This is a genomic window from Pseudocitrobacter sp. 73 (assembly GCF_008369545.1).
In the GTDB taxonomy this organism is placed as follows: Bacteria; Pseudomonadota; Gammaproteobacteria; order Enterobacterales; family Enterobacteriaceae; genus Pseudocitrobacter; species Pseudocitrobacter vendiensis.
Genome location: NZ_VTZO01000016.1, coordinates 109,540 through 127,657, shown reverse-complemented (window position 1 = coordinate 127,657; position 18,118 = coordinate 109,540). Strand labels below are relative to the sequence as shown.

12 protein-coding genes are annotated in these 18,118 nt (G+C 55.1%); 8 read left to right on the top strand and 4 right to left on the bottom strand.

The annotated features are described in order from the left end of the window. Positions 1-60: 60 nt before the first annotated feature. The 4 genes from F0Q32_RS17880 to feoC all read left to right on the top strand — a co-directional run bounded on the left by F0Q32_RS17880 (position 61) and on the right by feoC (position 5,591). Positions 61-2,394 carry a Tex family protein gene (locus F0Q32_RS17880; RefSeq protein ID WP_149464143.1) on the top strand — a complete coding sequence of 778 codons (2,334 nt, stop codon included), beginning with the start codon at positions 61-63 and terminating at the stop codon, positions 2,392-2,394. Positions 2,395-2,773: 379 nt separating this feature from the next. Beyond that, on the top strand, positions 2,774-3,001 hold the full coding sequence (gene feoA, locus F0Q32_RS17875) for a ferrous iron transporter A (RefSeq protein WP_149464142.1): 228 nt from the start codon (positions 2,774-2,776) through the stop codon (positions 2,999-3,001). A 31-nt stretch (positions 3,002-3,032) separates the two neighbouring features. Next, positions 3,033-5,345 (top strand): Fe(2+) transporter permease subunit FeoB, encoded by a 2,313-nt coding sequence (gene feoB, locus F0Q32_RS17870; protein ID WP_149464141.1) that lies wholly within the window; start codon positions 3,033-3,035, stop codon positions 5,343-5,345. Between the two features lie 9 nt (positions 5,346-5,354). Then, complete coding sequence (gene feoC / locus F0Q32_RS17865; protein ID WP_015962670.1) at positions 5,355-5,591, top strand: [Fe-S]-dependent transcriptional repressor FeoC; 237 nt, start codon at positions 5,355-5,357, stop codon at positions 5,589-5,591. A gap of 139 nt (positions 5,592-5,730) precedes the next feature. Here feoC and F0Q32_RS17860 read toward each other — a convergent pair whose 3' ends face one another. Both F0Q32_RS17860 and bioH read right to left on the bottom strand, forming a co-directional pair. Continuing rightward, positions 5,731-6,000 carry a YdgH/BhsA/McbA-like domain containing protein gene (locus tag F0Q32_RS17860; RefSeq protein ID WP_149464140.1) on the bottom strand — a complete coding sequence of 90 codons (270 nt, stop codon included), beginning with the start codon at positions 5,998-6,000 and terminating at the stop codon, positions 5,731-5,733. A gap of 121 nt (positions 6,001-6,121) precedes the next feature. Then, the gene (gene bioH / locus F0Q32_RS17855) at positions 6,122-6,895 is read right to left on the bottom strand and encodes a pimeloyl-ACP methyl ester esterase BioH (RefSeq protein ID WP_149464139.1); all 774 of its coding nucleotides are present in this window, start codon (positions 6,893-6,895) and stop codon (positions 6,122-6,124) included. A 37-nt stretch (positions 6,896-6,932) separates the two neighbouring features. On the opposite strand from bioH, the gene gntX reads away from it, so the two are divergent. From gntX to gntT, 3 genes are all read left to right on the top strand, one after another. Then, positions 6,933-7,607: a DNA utilization protein GntX gene (gene gntX, locus F0Q32_RS17850; protein WP_149464138.1), complete on the top strand. Its 675-nt coding sequence runs from the start codon at positions 6,933-6,935 to the stop codon at positions 7,605-7,607. 58 nt (positions 7,608-7,665) lie between these two features. After that, positions 7,666-8,241 (top strand): Fe-S biogenesis protein NfuA, encoded by a 576-nt coding sequence (gene nfuA / locus F0Q32_RS17845; protein ID WP_015962666.1) that lies wholly within the window; start codon positions 7,666-7,668, stop codon positions 8,239-8,241. Between the two features lie 472 nt (positions 8,242-8,713). Continuing rightward, positions 8,714-10,030 (top strand): gluconate transporter, encoded by a 1,317-nt coding sequence (gene gntT / locus F0Q32_RS17840; protein ID WP_149464137.1) that lies wholly within the window; start codon positions 8,714-8,716, stop codon positions 10,028-10,030. Positions 10,031-10,165: 135 nt separating this feature from the next. On the opposite strand, the gene malQ is transcribed toward gntT, so the two are convergent. Continuing rightward, on the bottom strand, positions 10,166-12,247 hold the full coding sequence (gene malQ / locus F0Q32_RS17835) for a 4-alpha-glucanotransferase (protein ID WP_149464136.1): 2,082 nt from the start codon (positions 12,245-12,247) through the stop codon (positions 10,166-10,168). A gap of 10 nt (positions 12,248-12,257) precedes the next feature. Next, a complete protein-coding gene (gene malP, locus F0Q32_RS17830; protein WP_149464135.1) occupies positions 12,258-14,648 on the bottom strand; it encodes a maltodextrin phosphorylase in 2,391 nt (796 codons plus the stop codon). Between the two features lie 625 nt (positions 14,649-15,273). Between malP and malT the strand changes: the two genes are divergently transcribed. Beyond that, the gene (gene malT / locus F0Q32_RS17825) at positions 15,274-17,979 is read left to right on the top strand and encodes an HTH-type transcriptional regulator MalT (RefSeq protein ID WP_149464134.1); all 2,706 of its coding nucleotides are present in this window, start codon (positions 15,274-15,276) and stop codon (positions 17,977-17,979) included. Positions 17,980-18,118: the final 139 nt, after the last annotated feature.

Below are 18,118 nucleotides of genomic sequence, written 5' to 3'. Positions count from 1 at the left end.
TTTGCCGGTCAATCCGTATAACTATCCCCTGATTTTTTCGACCCAACAGATGACAACACCATGATGAATGATTCGCTCTGCCGCATTATTGCGGGTGAACTTCAGGCACGCGCAGAACAGGTGGAAGCCGCCGTTCGCCTGCTTGATGATGGGAATACCGTGCCGTTTATTGCACGTTATCGTAAGGAAGTCACCGGCGGTCTGGATGACACGCAGTTGCGTAATCTGGAATCCCGACTGGGCTATTTGCGTGAACTGGAAGATCGTCGCCAGACCATTCTTAAGTCCATCAGCGAGCAAGGTAAACTGACCGAGTCGCTGGAAAAAGCCATTAACGGCACCCTCAGCAAAACCGAGCTTGAAGACCTTTACCTTCCGTATAAACAAAAACGTCGCACGCGCGGGCAAATCGCCATTGAAGCCGGGCTGGAGCCGCTGGCTGAGCTGCTGTGGAACGAACCGTCCCATGACCCGGAGACGGAAGCCGCCAAATTTATCGATGCCGACAAAGGCGTAGCGGACACCAAAGCCGCGCTGGATGGCGCGCGCTATATCCTGATGGAGCGTTTTGCTGAAGACGCGGGCCTGTTGGCGAAAGTGCGTGATTATCTGTGGAAAAACGCCCATATCGTGGCGACCGTGGTGGCAGGTAAAGAGGAAGAAGGCGCGAAATTCCGCGACTACTTCGACCATCACGAACCGATTTCTACCGTACCGTCTCACCGCGCGCTGGCGATGTTCCGAGGCCGCAACGAAGGCATCCTGCAACTCTCGCTGAATGCCGACCCGCAGTTCGACGAGCCGCCGAAAGAGAGCCACGGCGAACAGATTATTATCGACCACCTTGGCCTGCGCCTGAACAACGCCCCAGCGGATAGCTGGCGCAAAGGCGTGGTGAGCTGGACGTGGCGCATCAAGGTGCTGATGCACCTGGAAACCGAACTGATGGGTACCGTGCGTGAACGTGCGGAAGACGAAGCGATTAACGTCTTCGCCCGTAACCTGCACGACCTGCTGATGGCCGCACCTGCGGGCCTGCGCGCGACGATGGGCCTCGATCCGGGCCTGCGTACCGGCGTGAAAGTGGCCGTTGTGGATGGCACCGGCAAACTGGTTGCTACCGACACTATCTACCCGCACACCGGGCAGGCGGCGAAAGCGGCTGTCGCGGTGGCAGCGCTGTGCGAGAAGCATAACGTTGAGCTGGTCGCTATCGGTAACGGTACGGCTTCACGCGAAACGGAGCGTTTCTTCCTCGACGTGCAGAAACAGTTCCCGAAAGTGACGGCGCAGAAAGTGATCGTCAGCGAAGCAGGGGCATCGGTTTACTCCGCGTCTGAACTGGCGGCGCTGGAATTCCCGGACCTCGACGTTTCTCTGCGTGGCGCGGTCTCTATCGCCCGTCGTTTGCAGGACCCGCTCGCCGAGTTGGTAAAAATCGACCCGAAATCCATCGGCGTCGGCCAGTATCAACACGACGTCAGCCAGACCTCGCTGGCGCGTAAGCTGGATGCGGTGGTGGAAGACTGCGTAAACGCCGTCGGCGTAGACCTGAATACCGCTTCCGTTCCGCTATTAACTCGCGTAGCGGGCCTGACGCGCATGATGGCGCAGAATATTGTGAGCTGGCGCGATGAGAACGGTCAGTTCCAGAACCGCCAGCAACTGCTGAAAGTCAGCCGTCTGGGGCCGAAAGCCTTTGAGCAGTGCGCGGGCTTCCTGCGTATCAACCACGGTGACAACCCGCTGGATGCCTCAACGGTGCACCCGGAAGCGTATCCGGTGGTCGAGCGTATTCTGGCGCGGACGCAACAGGCGCTGAAAGATCTGATGGGTAATAGCAGCGAGTTGCGTAACCTGAAAGCCTCTGAATTCACCGACGAGCGTTTCGGCGTGCCAACCGTCACCGATATCATCAAAGAGCTGGAAAAACCAGGCCGTGACCCGCGCCCTGAGTTTAAAACGGCGAAGTTCGCCGATGGTGTTGAGACCATGAACGACCTGCTGCCGGGGATGATTCTGGAAGGCGCGGTCACTAACGTCACCAACTTCGGCGCTTTTGTCGATATCGGCGTGCATCAGGATGGTCTGGTTCACATCTCATCGCTGGCGGATAAGTTTGTGGAAGATCCGCACACGGTGGTGAAAGCTGGCGATATCGTGAAAGTGAAAGTGCTGGAAGTGGACCTGCCGCGTAAACGTATTGCGTTGACCATGCGTCTGGACGAGCAGCCAGGTGAAACCAACGCCCGTCGCGGCGGTAGCAGCAATGAGCGCAACCCGGGTAATCGCCCTGCGGCCAAAGCTGCAAAACCACGCGGTCGCGATGCACAGCCTGCGGGTAACAGCGCGATGATGGATGCGCTGGCGGCGGCGATGGGCAAAAAACGCTAAATCGTGCGGTTGGTTTGCCGGGTGGCGCTGCGCTTACCCGGCCTACAAACCAGAAACGTCTGTGGGCCCGATAAACGTTATCGGGCTTTTTATTTCGGAAATATATTAATTGTTTTTATATTTAGCATTATTATCACTGCATTAACATTCGATGAAATAAACAAACATACGGTTTACCCTAATTGTTTTGCGCCAAATCAACTTTGCCCCACTTTATTCTCAGAAAGAACATCCGGTCACATTTTATCTATTGAAGATACAAACCATTCTCATTATCATCGTATTGTAGATTAATTAACCTCTCTCATGTCCGCGCGCCTTTCCGTTCGTTTCTGTTGAACCCGCGCGACAGTGACTCGCGATGAAATAAGTAGGCCCTATGCAATTTACTCCTGATAGTGCGTGGAAAATTACTGGCTTCTCCCGTGACATCAGCCCGGCCTGGCGTCAGAAACTGCTGTCGCTCGGTATGCTGCCCGGTTCCTCTTTCCAGGTTGTGCGTGTCGCGCCATTAGGCGACCCCATTCATATTGAAACGCGTCGAGTCAGTTTAGTCCTACGCAAAAAAGATTTGGAATTTCTGGATCTTGAATCCATTTCTCGTTAATCCGATTTAGCTGTTATAGAGTTCACAAAAAATGAAAAAACTAACCATTGGCTTAATTGGTAATCCTAATTCCGGCAAGACAACATTATTCAATCAATTAACCGGCGCGCGTCAGCGCGTGGGGAACTGGTCCGGTGTAACGGTCGAGCGTAAAGAAGGGACGTTTTCTACGACCGATCACAGTGTCACGCTGGTCGACCTGCCAGGGACCTACTCCCTGACCACCATCTCCTCGCAAACCTCACTCGATGAGCAAATCGCCTGCCACTATATTTTGAGCGGCGACGCCGACCTTCTGATTAACGTCGTCGATGCCTCTAACCTGGAGCGCAACCTCTATCTGACACTGCAACTGCTTGAGCTGGGTATTCCCTGCATCGTGGCGCTCAACATGCTGGATATCGCGGAGAAACAGCAAATCCGCATTGATATCGACGCCCTCTCCGCTCGTCTGGGTTGCCCGGTTGTTCCGCTGGTTTCCACGCGTGGCCGCGGGATAGACGCCCTGAAGCTGGCGGTTGACCGCTACCAAAGCAACGATGAGATTGAGCTGGTGCACTACGCCGCACCGCTACTGCGTGAAGCAGAGAATCTGGCGCGCGCGATGCCGGAGTCTATTCCGGCAAAACAGCGCCGCTGGCTCGGTATGCAGATGCTGGAAGGCGATATCTATAGCCGCGCCTATGCGGGCGATGCGGCGGATAAACTCAATATCGCGCTGGCTAACCTGAGCGACGAACTGGATGACCCGGCGCTACATATCGCCGATGCGCGTTACCAGAGCATCTCTGCCATTTGCGACAGCGTCAGTAACACGCTGACCGCCGAGCCAAGCCGTTTCACCGCTGCCGTGGATAAAATCGTACTCAACCGCGTGCTGGGGCTGCCGATTTTCCTGTTCGTGATGTACCTGATGTTCCTGCTGGCGATTAACATCGGCGGCGCATTGCAGCCTATTTTCGACGGCGGCTCGGTCGCTATCTTTATTCACGGCATTCAATGGGTGGGTGCAACGCTGCACTTCCCGGAATGGCTGACGATTTTCCTCGCCCAGGGGATTGGCGGCGGCATCAACACCGTGCTGCCGCTGGTACCGCAAATCGGCATGATGTACCTGTTCCTCTCCTTCCTTGAGGATTCCGGTTACATGGCGCGTGCGGCATTTGTTATGGACCGCCTGATGCAGTCGCTTGGTCTGCCGGGCAAATCCTTCGTGCCGCTGATTGTGGGTTTCGGCTGTAACGTGCCGTCGGTAATGGGCGCACGTACGCTGGACGCCCCGCGTGAACGTCTGATGACGATCATGATGGCGCCGTTTATGTCCTGCGGCGCACGTCTGGCTATTTTCGCCGTCTTCGCGGCGGCCTTCTTTGGTCAACAGGGCGCGCTGGCGGTCTTCTCGCTTTATGTACTGGGCATCGTGATGGCGATCCTCACCGGCCTGATGCTCAAATACACCATCATGCGTGGTGAAGCGTCACCGTTCGTGATGGAGCTGCCGGTTTATCACATTCCGCATCTGAAGAGTTTGTTTATCCAGACCTGGCAGCGCCTGAAAGGCTTTGTCGTTCGCGCGGGTAAAGTGATTGTCATCGTCAGTATTTTCCTGAGTGCCCTGAACAGCTTCTCGCTGAGCGGCCAGGCGGTCGATAATATCAACGACTCTGCCCTTGCCTCTGTCAGCCGTCAGTTAACGCCGCTATTGAAACCGATTGGCGTTCACGAAGACAACTGGCAGGCTGCGGTCGGCCTGTTTACCGGGGCGATGGCGAAAGAAGTGGTGGTCGGTACGCTGAACACGCTCTACACCGCTGAAAATATTCAGGAAGAAGATTTCGATCCTGCCACCTTTAGCTTGACCGACGAGCTGCTGGGCGCAGCCGATGAAACCTGGCAGAGCCTGAAAGACACCTTCAGCCTGAGCGTGCTGGCGAACCCAATCGAAGCCAGCAAGGGCGACGGCGAAATGGCCACCGGCGCAATGGGCGTGATGAGCAGCAAATTCGGCAGTGCAGCGGCGGCCTACAGCTACCTGATTTTCGTTCTGCTCTACATTCCGTGCATTTCGGTGATGGGCGCAATTGCCCGTGAATCCAGCCGCGGCTGGATGGGCTTCTCGGTGTTGTGGGGGCTGAACATCGCTTACTCACTGTCGACGCTGTTTTATCAGGTCACCAGCTTCAAACAACACCCGCAGTACAGCCTGGTGTGCATTCTGGCGGTGATTCTGTTTAACGTGATAGTGATTGGCGCGCTGCGCCGGGCACGCAGCCGCGTGGATGTGAATCTGCTGGCGACGCGCAAAACCGTTCACGCTCATGAAACCTCTGGCAGCTGCCACTAAGGAGAGGCGATGGCATCGTTAATTGAGGTTCGCGATATGCTGGCACTGCAAGGACGCATGGGGGCATCACAACTCAGCGCGCAGTTACACACGCCGCAGCCGATGATCGATGCCATGCTCGAACGCCTGGAAGCGATGGGTAAAGCGCGTCGCGTGCAGGAAGACGCGGATGGCTGTCTGTCGGGAAGCTGTAAGCAGTGCCCGGAAGGGCGCGCCTGCCTGAGCGAGTGGTGGGTGCTGTGCTGATCTGCCCGGTGGCGCGTTGCTTACCGGGCCTACAAAATGGGCCAACATCCGCTTACCCGTAGGCCTGATAAGCGCAGCACCATCCGGCAAAAATGCAGGCACTCATGGCAAAAGCGGGTCCGAAGACCCGCTTTTTTAATTACTTATAAACGTCTGCGTTACCGTGCACGGTTTTCTCATTCTTTGAACCGGCGATAATCACATAGTACTTCCCGCCCAGCTCGTCCGCTTTTTTCGACAAATCGCGCTTCGCGTCCATCGGAGAGGTGGTACGCGAAGTTGTAATTTCACCAATTTTGGTGAGATTCATCTTCGCGACATCTTCTTTCTGAATCTCTTGTGCCGCCAGCGCACCAAAAGAGAGCGAGCCCATAACCAGAGTCGCGACAATACCTGTAACAAGTTTCATAACGTTATCCCTATATAAGTTTTTGTTTTATATGCGGTACGCAACGGCTATCAACGCATTAAGCGTACCGGCAGGATAAGTATTATTCCGCTTTGAAACTTTTTCCATGTGGACGCAAAAATTAAATTTTAGCGTCGGCAAACTCGCGAATAACCTGACAAAATTCATCCGGATGCGAGATAAACGGCGCATGGGCGGCTTTGGCAAAAAGGTACGATTCACTCTGCGGCCACAGGGCATCAAGCACAGGCACAACCTTGCGCGGCACCAGACCATCCAGTCGGCCATAAAGACGCAGGAAAGGTTTATCCAGCGAGGTCAGCGCCTGACGCAAATCAGCGGTTTTCAGGATCTCCAGACCGCCATTAAGCGCATCGACGGTCGGCATCGGCAGTGACAGTACCGTGCTTTTCAGCGCACGCGCATCCTGCCTGGCGCTTTCCGTGCCCAGCGTTTGCAGTGCGAGGAAGCGCTCAACGGTACGCTGAAAATCTTCACTCAGTTGCTGCTGGAAGCCCGCCAGAATCTCGGGCTTGATGCCGGCCCAGTCGTCCTGCGCACAGAAACAAGGTGAGGACGCGACAGTAACCAGCGCCTGGACGCGTTGTGGATGCGTCAGGGCTATCTGGCTCGCCACCAGCCCGCCGAGGCTCCAGCCCAACCAAACTGCCTGCTCAGGCGCCTGAGCAAGAACATGCTCCACCATCGCATCCAGCGACATTGCACCGAAATCACGGCTGCGGCCAAAACCTGGCAGGTCGACAAGATGCAGCGTGAAATGCGCGCTCAGTTCCGGCGTTATGCAATCCCACACCTGCGCGTTCAGCCCCCATCCGTGCAGCAGCACAAGATGACAATCTCCTTCACCTTTGGTTTGCCACCAAACGTTGTTCATCAGTTATTGTTCCCACATCCAGATTTCGAGGTGCAATATGCTAACAGTCCACAGCTTGTGCTGGCTATGCCAAATGCCGCTGGCGATTTCACGCTGGGGCGTCTGTTCCCGCTGCGCGCGAACCTTATTCAACACACAAACGCGTTGCCCACAATGCGGCCTTCCGGCGGCGGTCGGGCACGTCGTATGTGGGCGCTGCCTGCGCAAGGCGCCGCCCTGGAGCCGGTTAATAGCGGTGAATGATTATGTTCCGCCGCTCAGTCATTTGATTCATGAATTTAAATTCTGCGATAAGCCGGAGCTCGCCCCAATTCTGGCACGGCTCATGCTCTTGAACGTTCGGCAAAGGTCGGGATTACCCCGGCCCGACCGGCTCATCAGCGTGCCGCTCTGGCAGCGACGCCACTGGCGACGGGGATTTAATCAGAGCGACCTGTTGTGTCAGGCGCTGGCAAAATGGCTTGGCTGCGCCTGGCATCCTTTTGCTCTTAAACGGGTGCGAAAAACCGCCACCCAGCACCAGCTCAGCGCGCGGTTACGCGCCCGTAACCTGAAAAATGCCTTCCGGCTTGAATTACCGGTGAAGGGGCTCCATATGGTGATTGTGGATGATGTCGTCACCACGGGCAGCACTGTCGCCGAAATTTCCCGCCTGCTTTTGCGAAACGGCGCGGCGAGCGTTCAGGTATGGTGCCTGTGTCGCACCTTGTAGACCCCCTCTGATGGGCGTATTATAACCAACTAAAGTAGTCAACTATTAGGCCAAAGCTATGATCCGTATTTCCGATGCTGCACAAGCGCACTTTGCCAAACTGCTGGTAAATCAGGAAGAAGGTACACAAATCCGCGTATTTGTTATCAATCCTGGCACGCCAAACGCAGAATGTGGCGTTTCTTATTGCCCGCCGGATGCGGTGGAAGCAAGTGATACTGCCCTGAAATTTGAACAACTCACCGCCTATGTCGATGAGCTGAGCGCACCGTATCTCGAAGATGCGGAAATTGATTTTGTTACCGATCAGCTGGGTTCTCAGCTAACCCTGAAAGCGCCAAATGCCAAAATGCGTAAAGTGTCTGACGATGCGCCGCTGATGGAACGCGTTGAGTACATGATTCAGGCGCAGGTTAACCCGCAGCTGGCAGGCCACGGCGGCCGCGTGACGCTGATGGAAATCACCGACGAAGGTTACGCGATTCTGCAATTCGGCGGTGGCTGTAACGGTTGCTCGATGGTAGACGTGACGCTGAAAGAAGGGATTGAAAAGCAGCTGCTGGCTGAATTCCCGGAACTGAAAGGCGTGCGCGACCTGACTGAACACCAGCGCGGCGAACACTCTTACTACTAAGTTTTCCCCCTTCCCTGATTGCCCGGTGGCGCTGCGCTTACCGGGCCTACGGTTTGTGCTCGCTGTTGCCCGATGCGCTTTGCTTATCGGGCCTACGTGTTGTGCAGATTTTGTAGGCCGGATAAGGCGAAGCCGCATCCGGCAAATGCTTCACTCCACACAAATCCATCCTCGTAATGTTACCGCGCAACATGGCTCGCAATTCCCTATACACATCTTTGCAAAACCCCGGCAAATAGTATGACATCTGTCGCAATTTTTACATTTATGCTGCACAGGTAATTCTCACCCCCGCATGTTACCCGTATCATCCGCCCCATAGCGTCGTCACGTAAATCAATAGCCAGCTATCCTTTAGCTGGCAAAAGTGAGATTCCGACGCAATGAAGTGTGTCCACCCTCTCCAGGGGACAATTGGACGTTGTCACTGAAACAATGACGTTACCCATATAAATTAAAGGCCAGGTGCATCATGCCATTAGTCATAGTAGCTATCGGGGTTATCCTGTTATTACTGCTGATGATCCGCTTTAAAATGAACGGCTTTATTGCCCTTATCCTGGTGGCGCTCGCCGTCGGGTTGATGCAGGGTATGCCGCTCGACAAAGTCATCGTCTCCATCAAAAACGGTGTGGGTGGAACCCTGGGCAGCCTTGCGCTGATTATGGGCTTCGGCGCAATGCTCGGGAAACTGCTGGCAGACTGCGGCGGTGCTCAGCGTATCGCCACCACGCTTATCGAAAAGTTCGGCCGCAAAAACATTCAGTGGGCTGTGGTTCTGACCGGTTTCACCGTCGGTTTTGCCCTGTTCTATGAAGTAGGCTTCGTTCTGCTGCTGCCGCTGGTGTTCACCATTGCCGCTTCCGCACGTATTCCGCTGCTGTATATCGGTGTACCGATGGCTGCCGCGCTGTCCGTTACGCACGGCTTCCTGCCGCCGCACCCGGGCCCGACCGCGATTGCAACCATCTTCCACGCAGACATGGGTAAAACCCTGCTGTACGGTACGCTGCTGGCAATCCCGACCGTAATTCTGGCGGGTCCGGTATATGCACGCTGCCTGAAAAGCATCGACAAACCCATTCCGGAAGGTCTGCACAACCCGAAAACCTTCACCGAAGAAGAAATGCCTTCTTTCGGCGTGAGCGTTTGGACAGCCCTGGTTCCAGTCATCCTGATGGCCCTGCGCGCCATTGCAGAAATGGTGCTGCCGAAAGGCCACGCGGTGCTGCCGTACGCTGAATTCTTCGGCGACCCGGTAATGGCTACGCTGATTGCCGTCCTGATTGCCGTGTTCACGTTCGGTCTGAACCGTGGTCGTAACATGGACCAGGTGAACGATACGCTGACCTCTTCCATCAAAATCATTGCCATGATGCTGTTGATCATCGGCGGTGGCGGTGCGTTTAAACAGGTTCTGGTTGATAGCGGCGTGGACAAATACATCGCTTCAATGATGCATGGTTCCAACGTTTCTCCGCTGCTGATGGCCTGGTCTATCGCCGCCGTGCTGCGTATCGCACTGGGTTCTGCAACCGTTGCAGCCATCACTGCCGGTGGTATCGCAGCGCCGCTGATTGCCACTACTGGCGTGAGCCCGGAGCTGATGGTTATCGCGGTCGGTTCCGGTAGCGTTATCTTCTCTCACGTGAACGATCCGGGCTTCTGGCTGTTCAAAGAGTACTTCAACCTGACTATCGGCGAGACCATCAAGTCCTGGTCGATGCTGGAAACCATCATCTCCGTGTGTGGTCTGGTAGGTTGTCTGCTGCTGGGAATGGTTGTTTGATGTGAGATTTTCACCCTCACCCTAACCCTCTCCCTTAGGGAGAGGGAACCGATTGTGCCAGTGGTCGGGTATATACGGTTTTCACCCTCTCCCTTAGGGAGAGGGCCGGGGTGAGGGAAATATTTTGATTCGCTTTTACTTCTTCTTACCTGCCGCTTTACGCCGCTTATCCAGGTCCTTAATCAGCTTATTTACCCGTTCATCGGCAAACATCTGCTCAAGACTGGTAGTCAGCTTACGACGCCAGTTTTTGTACTGATCGCTGGTACCGGGGATATTGACCGGCTCTTCCATACTCAGCCAGTCTTCCGGTTGCAGCCCCAGCAGTGCGCTATTGCTGTCGGCGATATAACGCTGCATAGCGCGATTAAGCGTATCGGTCATGCTCATCAGGCTGGCTTTATGCCCGGCACGTTTTGGCAGCACACCATATTTGTGCAGCGCATCAAGCAGGCCCTGCTTCGCCAGTTCACGATCCTGGTACAAACCACGCAGCACCACTTCGTCCGGATAGAGCCCCAGCGCCCGACCCAGCGTCAGGTCACCGCTTTCCCAGTAACCGCGCAGCGTCGGCAGGTCATGGGTGGTGGCGACCGCCATGGATTGCTCCGGGTACGCTTTTGGCGCGCGGAAGGTTTTGTCGCTGTCATTTTCGAAGTAGAGCACTTTGTATGAGTAAACTCCGCTCTTGCGCAGTTTGCCGACAATCTCCACCGGTACGGTACCGAGATCTTCGCCAATCACCATGCAGCGATGACGTTTACTCTCCAGCGCCAGAATCGACAGCAGATCGTCTACCGGATAATGCACGTACGCACCGTGGTCCGCCGTCTCACCGTAAGGGATCCACCACAGACGCAGCACGGACATCACATGGTCGATACGCAGCGCGCCGCAGTTTTTCATGTTTGCGCGCAGCAGGTCGATAAACGGCTCATAAGCACGCGCAGTAATGATATGCGGATCCATCGGCGGCAAGCCCCAGTTTTGCCCCAGCGGCCCAAGGATATCTGGTGGTGCGCCCACTGACGCTTTCAGGCAGTAAAGCTCGCGGTCACACCAGGTTTCCGCGCCACCTTCCGCCACGCCCACGGCGAGGTCGCGATAAAGGCCAATCGGCATGTCATATTGCTGGCTTTCCTGCCAGCAGGCCGCGAACTGGGTGTACGCCAGCCATTGCAGCCAAAGGTAGAAATCGACTTCATCGGCATGCTGCGCGCAGAACGCACGCACTTCAGGGCTGTCGACATCCTGATACGCTTCCGGCCAGGCCGGCCAGCCCCAGCGCAGTTTGTCGATTTTCACCTGGTTGGCATGCAGCGCGTCATACGCCGCCTGCCAGTAAAGGCTGTCACCTTCACGTTCCACAAAGTTGCGGAACTGGGTCATCTGCGCGTCGTCACGTTTGGCAAAACGCGTCCACGCCATACGCAGGGCGGTCATTTTCAGTTCTGTAACCGCCGTGTAGTCAACCCACACCGCATCACAGGCGGCTTTCAGCGCCTTCTGCGTGGCCGGTTTTTTCCACCAGGCCTGCGCTTCTTCGCTGTGCTGGAAATCCTCCACCGCATTGACGTCGATATAAATCACGTTCAGCCAGCGGCGTGAAGACGGGCTATACGGGCTGGCACTTTCCGGGTTCGCCGGGTAGAGCGCGTGAATCGGGTTGAGGCCGATAAACGCCCCGCCACGTTTGGCGATTTCCGGCAGCATCGCTTTCAGATCGCCAAAGTCGCCAATCCCCCAGTTCTTTTCAGAACGCAGTGTGTAGAGCTGTACGCACGCCCCCCACAGTTTTTCTTTCTCTTTCAACGCCAGCGGTTCATAGCAACGTTCCGGGGCGACAATCACCCGGCAGTGCCAGCGTTCATCAGACTGGGTCAGCGTGAGGGAGTGATAACCCTCAGGCAGACGCGCGGGCAGCGCCAGGTTTTTGCCTCCTGTCGCTTCGCCCTGATACTGCTTGCCCTCTTCGGTGGTCAGCAGCCAATGAAACTCACCGCTGCCTTCAACCGTAAGCGCCATTTTTTTGCCATGCGTCCAGACCATGACGTTCGGGACGGGCGTCACCGCCACTTTCGTGGCGGTAGCATGCATTGCGTCCAGCAAACGCCGTTTGGTGTCAGCACCGATAGACTGCGGTTTACCGTGCGCATTGATATAGTTGGGGCTGATCCCCGCCGCCAGCGCGGCATTGTCGAGGCGTTTGCTTTCCATAGGCCTGTCCTTAGCGTTTTGCCTGCCAGATACGTTTCTGATAATCGCGAATGGAGCGATCGGAGCTAAACATGCCGCAGCGCGCGGTGTTCAGGATAGTAGCGCGAGTCCACGCTTCCTGATCGCGATACAGCACATCGACCTGTTTCTGCGCTGCCACGTAGGCTTCGAAATCAGCCAGCACCAGGTACGGGTCGCCGCCTTTCAGCAGGCTGTGCAACATCTGGTCGAACGCGTGTTTGTCGCCGTCGCTGTATTTGCCGCTCTCCAGCTCTTTGAGCACCGCGTCCAGCAGTTTATCTTTCTTACGCCATTTCAGCGGATCGTAGCCTTTGGCTTTCAGCGCCTTCACCTGTTCTACGGTGTTACCGAAAATGAAGATGTTTTCATCGCCAACCACTTCCGCGATTTCCACGTTCGCGCCATCCAGCGTACCGACGGTTAACGCACCGTTCAGCGCCAGCTTCATGTTGCCGGTACCGGATGCCTCTTTACCTGCGGTAGAGATCTGCTCGGAAACATCCGCCGCCGGGATCAGTTTTTCCGCCGCCGACACACAGTAATCCGGCAGGAAGACCACTTTCAGCTTGTCGCCCACTTTCGGATCGTTATTGACCGCTTCTGCCACCTTGTTAATCGCGAAGATGATGTTCTTCGCCAGATAGTAGCCCGGTGCTGCTTTCGCGCCGAACAGGAATACGCGCGGTACGCGGTCTGCCTGCGGGTTCTCGCGGATCTCTTTATACAACGCCAGAATGTGCAGCAGGTTCAGGTGCTGGCGTTTGTACTCATGCAGACGCTTGATCTGGATATCAAAAATCGCCTGAGTATTGATTTCAATGCCAGTACGCGCTTTCACGAACTCCGCCAGACGCTCTTTGTTGGCCTGTTTGATTTCACGATAGGTCTGGCGGAAGTTCGCGTCATCGGCGAATTTCTCCAGATTGCTCAACTGATCGAGATCGTTCGCCCACTCTTTCTTCAGCGACTTATCGAGCAATGCAGCCAGTGCCGGGTTGCACTGTTTGATCCAGCGACGCGGCGTAATGCCGTTGGTGACGTTATGGAATTTGTTCGGCCACAGCTGGTGATATTCCGGGAACAGATCTTTCACCACCAGGTCGGAGTGCAGCGCGGCCACACCGTTCACCGCAAAGCCGCTGACCACGCACATGTTCGCCATGCGCACCTGTTTATCATGTACCACCGCCAGTTTAGCCCAAACCGCTTTGTCGCCCGGCCAGGTGTTATCAACCAGCTTTTTAAAACGCGCGTTGATTTCGTTGATGATCTGCATATGGCGCGGCAGCAGCGCTTTAATCAGTTTTTCATCCCAGCACTCAAGTGCTTCTGGCATCAGGGTGTGGTTGGTGTAGGCAAAGGTTTTGCTGGTGATAGCCCAGGCATCGTCCCAGCTCAACTGGTGCTCATCAATCAGCACGCGCAACAGTTCCGGAATGGCGATAGTCGGGTGTGTATCGTTAAGCTGAATGACTTCGAAATTCGCCAGTTCATGCAGTTTGCGGCCCGCCAGATGATGACGACGCAGAATATCCGCGACTGAACAGGCGCACTGGAAGTATTGCTGCATCAGGCGCAGTTTTTTACCCGCCGTATGGTTGTCGTTCGGGTAGAGTACTTTCGTCAGTTTTTCGGCATCAATGCCCTGCTGTTCTGCACGCAGGAAGTCGCCGTCGTTGAATTTGGTCAGGTTAAACGGATGCGCGTGCTTCGCCTGCCACAGGCGCAGCGGCTGTGCGACGCCATTACGGTAGCCGAGTACCGGCAGGTCCCAGGCTTCACCCGTGATTTCGAATGCCGGGGTCCAGTGGCCCTCTTTGCTGACTTTCCCGCCGATACCGACCAGCACATCCAGCGCCGCGTTATGGCGGAACCACGGGTAGCTACCGCGCTGCCAGTCATCCGGCGCTTCCATCTGCTGACCGCCTTCGAAGGACTGACGGAACAGGCCATATTGATAGTTCAGGCCATAGCCCGTCGCCGACTGACCCACGGTCGCCATGGAGTCGAGGAAGCAGGCCGCCAGACGCCCCAGACCACCATTCCCCAGTGCAGGATCGGTTTCTTCTTCCAGCAGGTCGGTCAGGTTGATATCAAAGGCGTTCAGGGCTTCGCTTACGCCTTCATACCAGCCGAGGTTAAGCAGGTTGTTGCCGGTCAGACGACCAATCAGGAACTCCATCGAAATGTAGTTCACATGGCGTTGATCCTTCGCCGGTTTCGCCACGGGTTGAGCGGAGAGCATTTCTGCCAGCGCGCCGCTCACAGCCTGCCACCACTGGTGAGAGGTCATCTCAGAAGCAGCCTGTAAACCAAATCGTTGCCACTGACGCGTCAGGGCAGCCTGAAACAGTTCTTTATTGAAGGTGGGCTGTGACATAGGGAATTCGAGTCCTTTTTACATAAACGTTAGTGATAGTTTGCCTGGCTGACTGTGTGTCTTCCTCATCCCGTCCCGGATTAGGCGGGGAGGAGTCGCAGGGATGAGCGAAAAGTGTGATCGCAGACACTATTACGTTAGTGACTAACCCCGACATTGCGCAAATTTCACCCAGCATCAGGCGGCCATCCATTCTGCCAGGCGGCAGTTTCAGTTATCAGAACGAAGATATCCGCGCGGTGTGTCATAAAAATGAAATGGTGTTTTTCCTAATTTATGGCCGCAAGGAAATAGTTTCGGTGATGAAATAACCTGAAATGAAAATAAGATGATCCATAAGGCAAATAGCGCAGCTGACTATAAATTTAATAGATGTTTAATTAACCCCATGCACTTTGTCGCTTTTTCAGAGTTTTACCCTTTTTGACAAACCCAGACACCACGCGCCCTGCAACCGGTCTCTGTCTTTTAAATGGGCATTAAGTAGAATTGTGACAGAGTGCAAATTCGCAAACATCAATAACGGACATAACTTGCAATAAATTGTCATTTGGCCGACCTTTGTATTGATTAATTACGAGCCCTAAAAAAAATATTTTTCTCTCCTCACAGTGAAGTGATTGCTATGTTGATTCCGTCAAAATTAAGTCGACCCGTCCGTCTTGAACACACAGTGATTCGGGAACGGCTGCTGGCGAAGCTTTCAGGCGCGAACAATTATCGTCTGGCGCTGATCACCAGCCCTGCAGGTTATGGCAAGACGACGCTCATTTCACAGTGGGCGGCGGGAAAAAACGAACTGGGCTGGTACTCCCTTGATGAAGGGGATAACCAGCAGGAACGGTTCGCCAGCTACCTTATCGCCGCGATTCAGCAGGCGACGGGCGGCCATTGCAGCGCCAGTGAAAACATGGTGCAAAAACGCCAGTATGCGAGCCTGTCCTCACTGTTTTCTCAGCTTTTTGTTGAGCTGAGCGAATGGCAGAAACCGTTGTATCTGGTGATTGACGATTACCATCTGATCACCAATCCGGTGATCCATGACGCCATGCGTTTTTTCCTGCGCCATCAGCCGGAAAACCTGACGTTAGTTGTTCTGTCGCGTAATTTACCGCAGTTGGGTATCGCCAACCTTCGCGTGCGCGACCAACTGCTGGAAATCGGTAGCCAACAGCTGGCCTTTAACCACTGTGAAACTAAACAATTCTTCGACTGCCGCCTCACCTCGCCTATCGAGCTTGCTGAGAGCAGCCGTCTGTGTGACGACGTTGCCGGTTGGGCGACGGCGTTACAGCTGATCGCCCTGTCGGCGCGTCAGCGTAATAATGCCACCCAGCACTCCGCCCGCCGCCTCTCCGGCATTAATGTCAGCCATCTGTCCGATTATCTGGTCGATGAAGTGCTGGATAACGTGGAGCCTGCGACGCGTAATTTCCTGCTAAAAAGCTCGCTGCTGCGCTCGATGAACGACGCGCTCATTGTGCGTGTCACCGGCGAAGAAAACGGCCAGATGCGGCTGGAAGAGATTGAGCGTCAGGGGCTGTTCCTGCAACGCATGGATGACTCGGGTGAATGGTTTAACTATCACCCGCTGTTCTGTAGCTTCCTGCGCCAGCGCTGTCAGTGGGAGCTGGCGACAGAATTACCCGATATTCATCGCGCCGCCGCCGAAAGTTGGATGGCGCAAGGCTTCCCAAGCGAGGCGATTCATCACGCCCTTGCGGCGGGCGACCCCAAAATGCTGCGCGATATTCTGCTGAATCACGCCTGGGGTCTGTTCCATCACAGCGAACTCGCACTGCTGGAAGAGTCGCTCTCCGCCCTGCCGTGGGAAAGCCTGCTGGAAAACCCGCGCCTGGTGCTGTTACAGGCATGGCTGATGCAGAGTCAGCATCGCTATAGCGAAGTTAACACTCTACTCGCACGAGCCGAGCAGGAGATGGACTTCGAAATGGACAAAGCCCTGCATGGTGATTTCAACGCTTTGCGCGCGCAGGTAGCAATAAACGATGGCGACCCGGAAGAAGCCGAACGTCTGGCGATGGTGGCCCTTGATGAGCTGCCGCTGGCTAGTTTCTACAGCCGCATCGTCGCCACCTCGGTGCACGGCGAAGTGCTGCACTGCAAAGGGCAACTGGGTCAGTCGCTGTCTGTAATGCAGCAAACGGAGCAGATGGCGCGCCGTCATGACGTCTGGCATTACGCGCTGTGGAGCCTGATCCAGCAAAGTGAAATTCTGTTTGCCCAGGGCTTTTTACAGGCCGCCTGGGAGTGCCAGGAAAAAGCGTTCCAGCTGATTCGCGATCAACACCTCGAACAACTGCCCATGCACGAGTTCCTGTTGCGTATTCGCGCGCAATTACTGTGGGCGTGGGCGCGTCTGGATGAAGCCGAAGCCACTGCGCGTACCGGCATGGACGTGCTGGTGAACTATCAGCCACAGCAGCAGCTTCAGTGCCTGGCGCTGCTGGTACAATGCTCTCTGGCGCGTGGCGATCTCGATAATGCCCGCAGCCACCTGAATCGTCTGGAAAATTTACTCGGAAATGGCCCCTATCACAGCGACTGGGTCTCTAACGCCGATAAAGTGCGGGTGATTTACTGGCAAATGGTCGGCGACAAAAAATCTGCTGCCAACTGGCTGCGCCATACACCAAAACCGGCATTCGCCAATAACCACTTCCTGCAAAGCCAGTGGCGCAACATCGCCCGCGTGCAGATCCTGCTCGGCGAATTTGATGCCGCTGAAATGGTGCTGGAAGAGCTGAACGAAAATGCACGTTCACTGCGTCTGATGAGCGATCTCAACCGTAACCTGCTGTTATTGAATCAACTTTTCTGGCAGGCCGGGCGTAAAAATGAAGCCCAGCGCGTCCTGCTGGAAGCGCTGACGCTGGCCAACCGCACCGGATTTATCAGCCACTTTGTGATTGAGGGCGAGGCGATGGCGCAGCAGTTGCGTCAGCTTATTCAGCTCAATACGCTGCCGGAACTCGATCAGCATCGCGCTCAGCGCATTCTGCGCGAAATCAATCAGCACCATCGACATAAGTTTGCGCATTTTGATGAAAACTTCGTCGAACGTCTGCTAAATCACCCGGAAGTGCCGGAGCTTATCCGCACCAGCCCGCTCACTCAGCGTGAATGGCAGGTGCTGGGGCTTATCTACTCGGGTTACAGCAATGAGCAGATTGCCGGTGAACTGGACGTCGCCGCCACGACCATCAAGACGCATATCCGTAATCTATACCAGAAACTGGGCGTGGCACATCGTCAGGATGCGGTACAGCACGCGCAACAACTGCTGAAAATGATGGGATATGGCGTTTAATATATATTTTGGTGGTAAATTATTATCACCAAAATATATTGTATATTGATACTTCTAATTAAGAAGAGATAGCTACGTCACATTAGAGAAGAAACATAAATCAGAAGTGAAAAATTAGAATATTTCTTCCCCGCCTCAC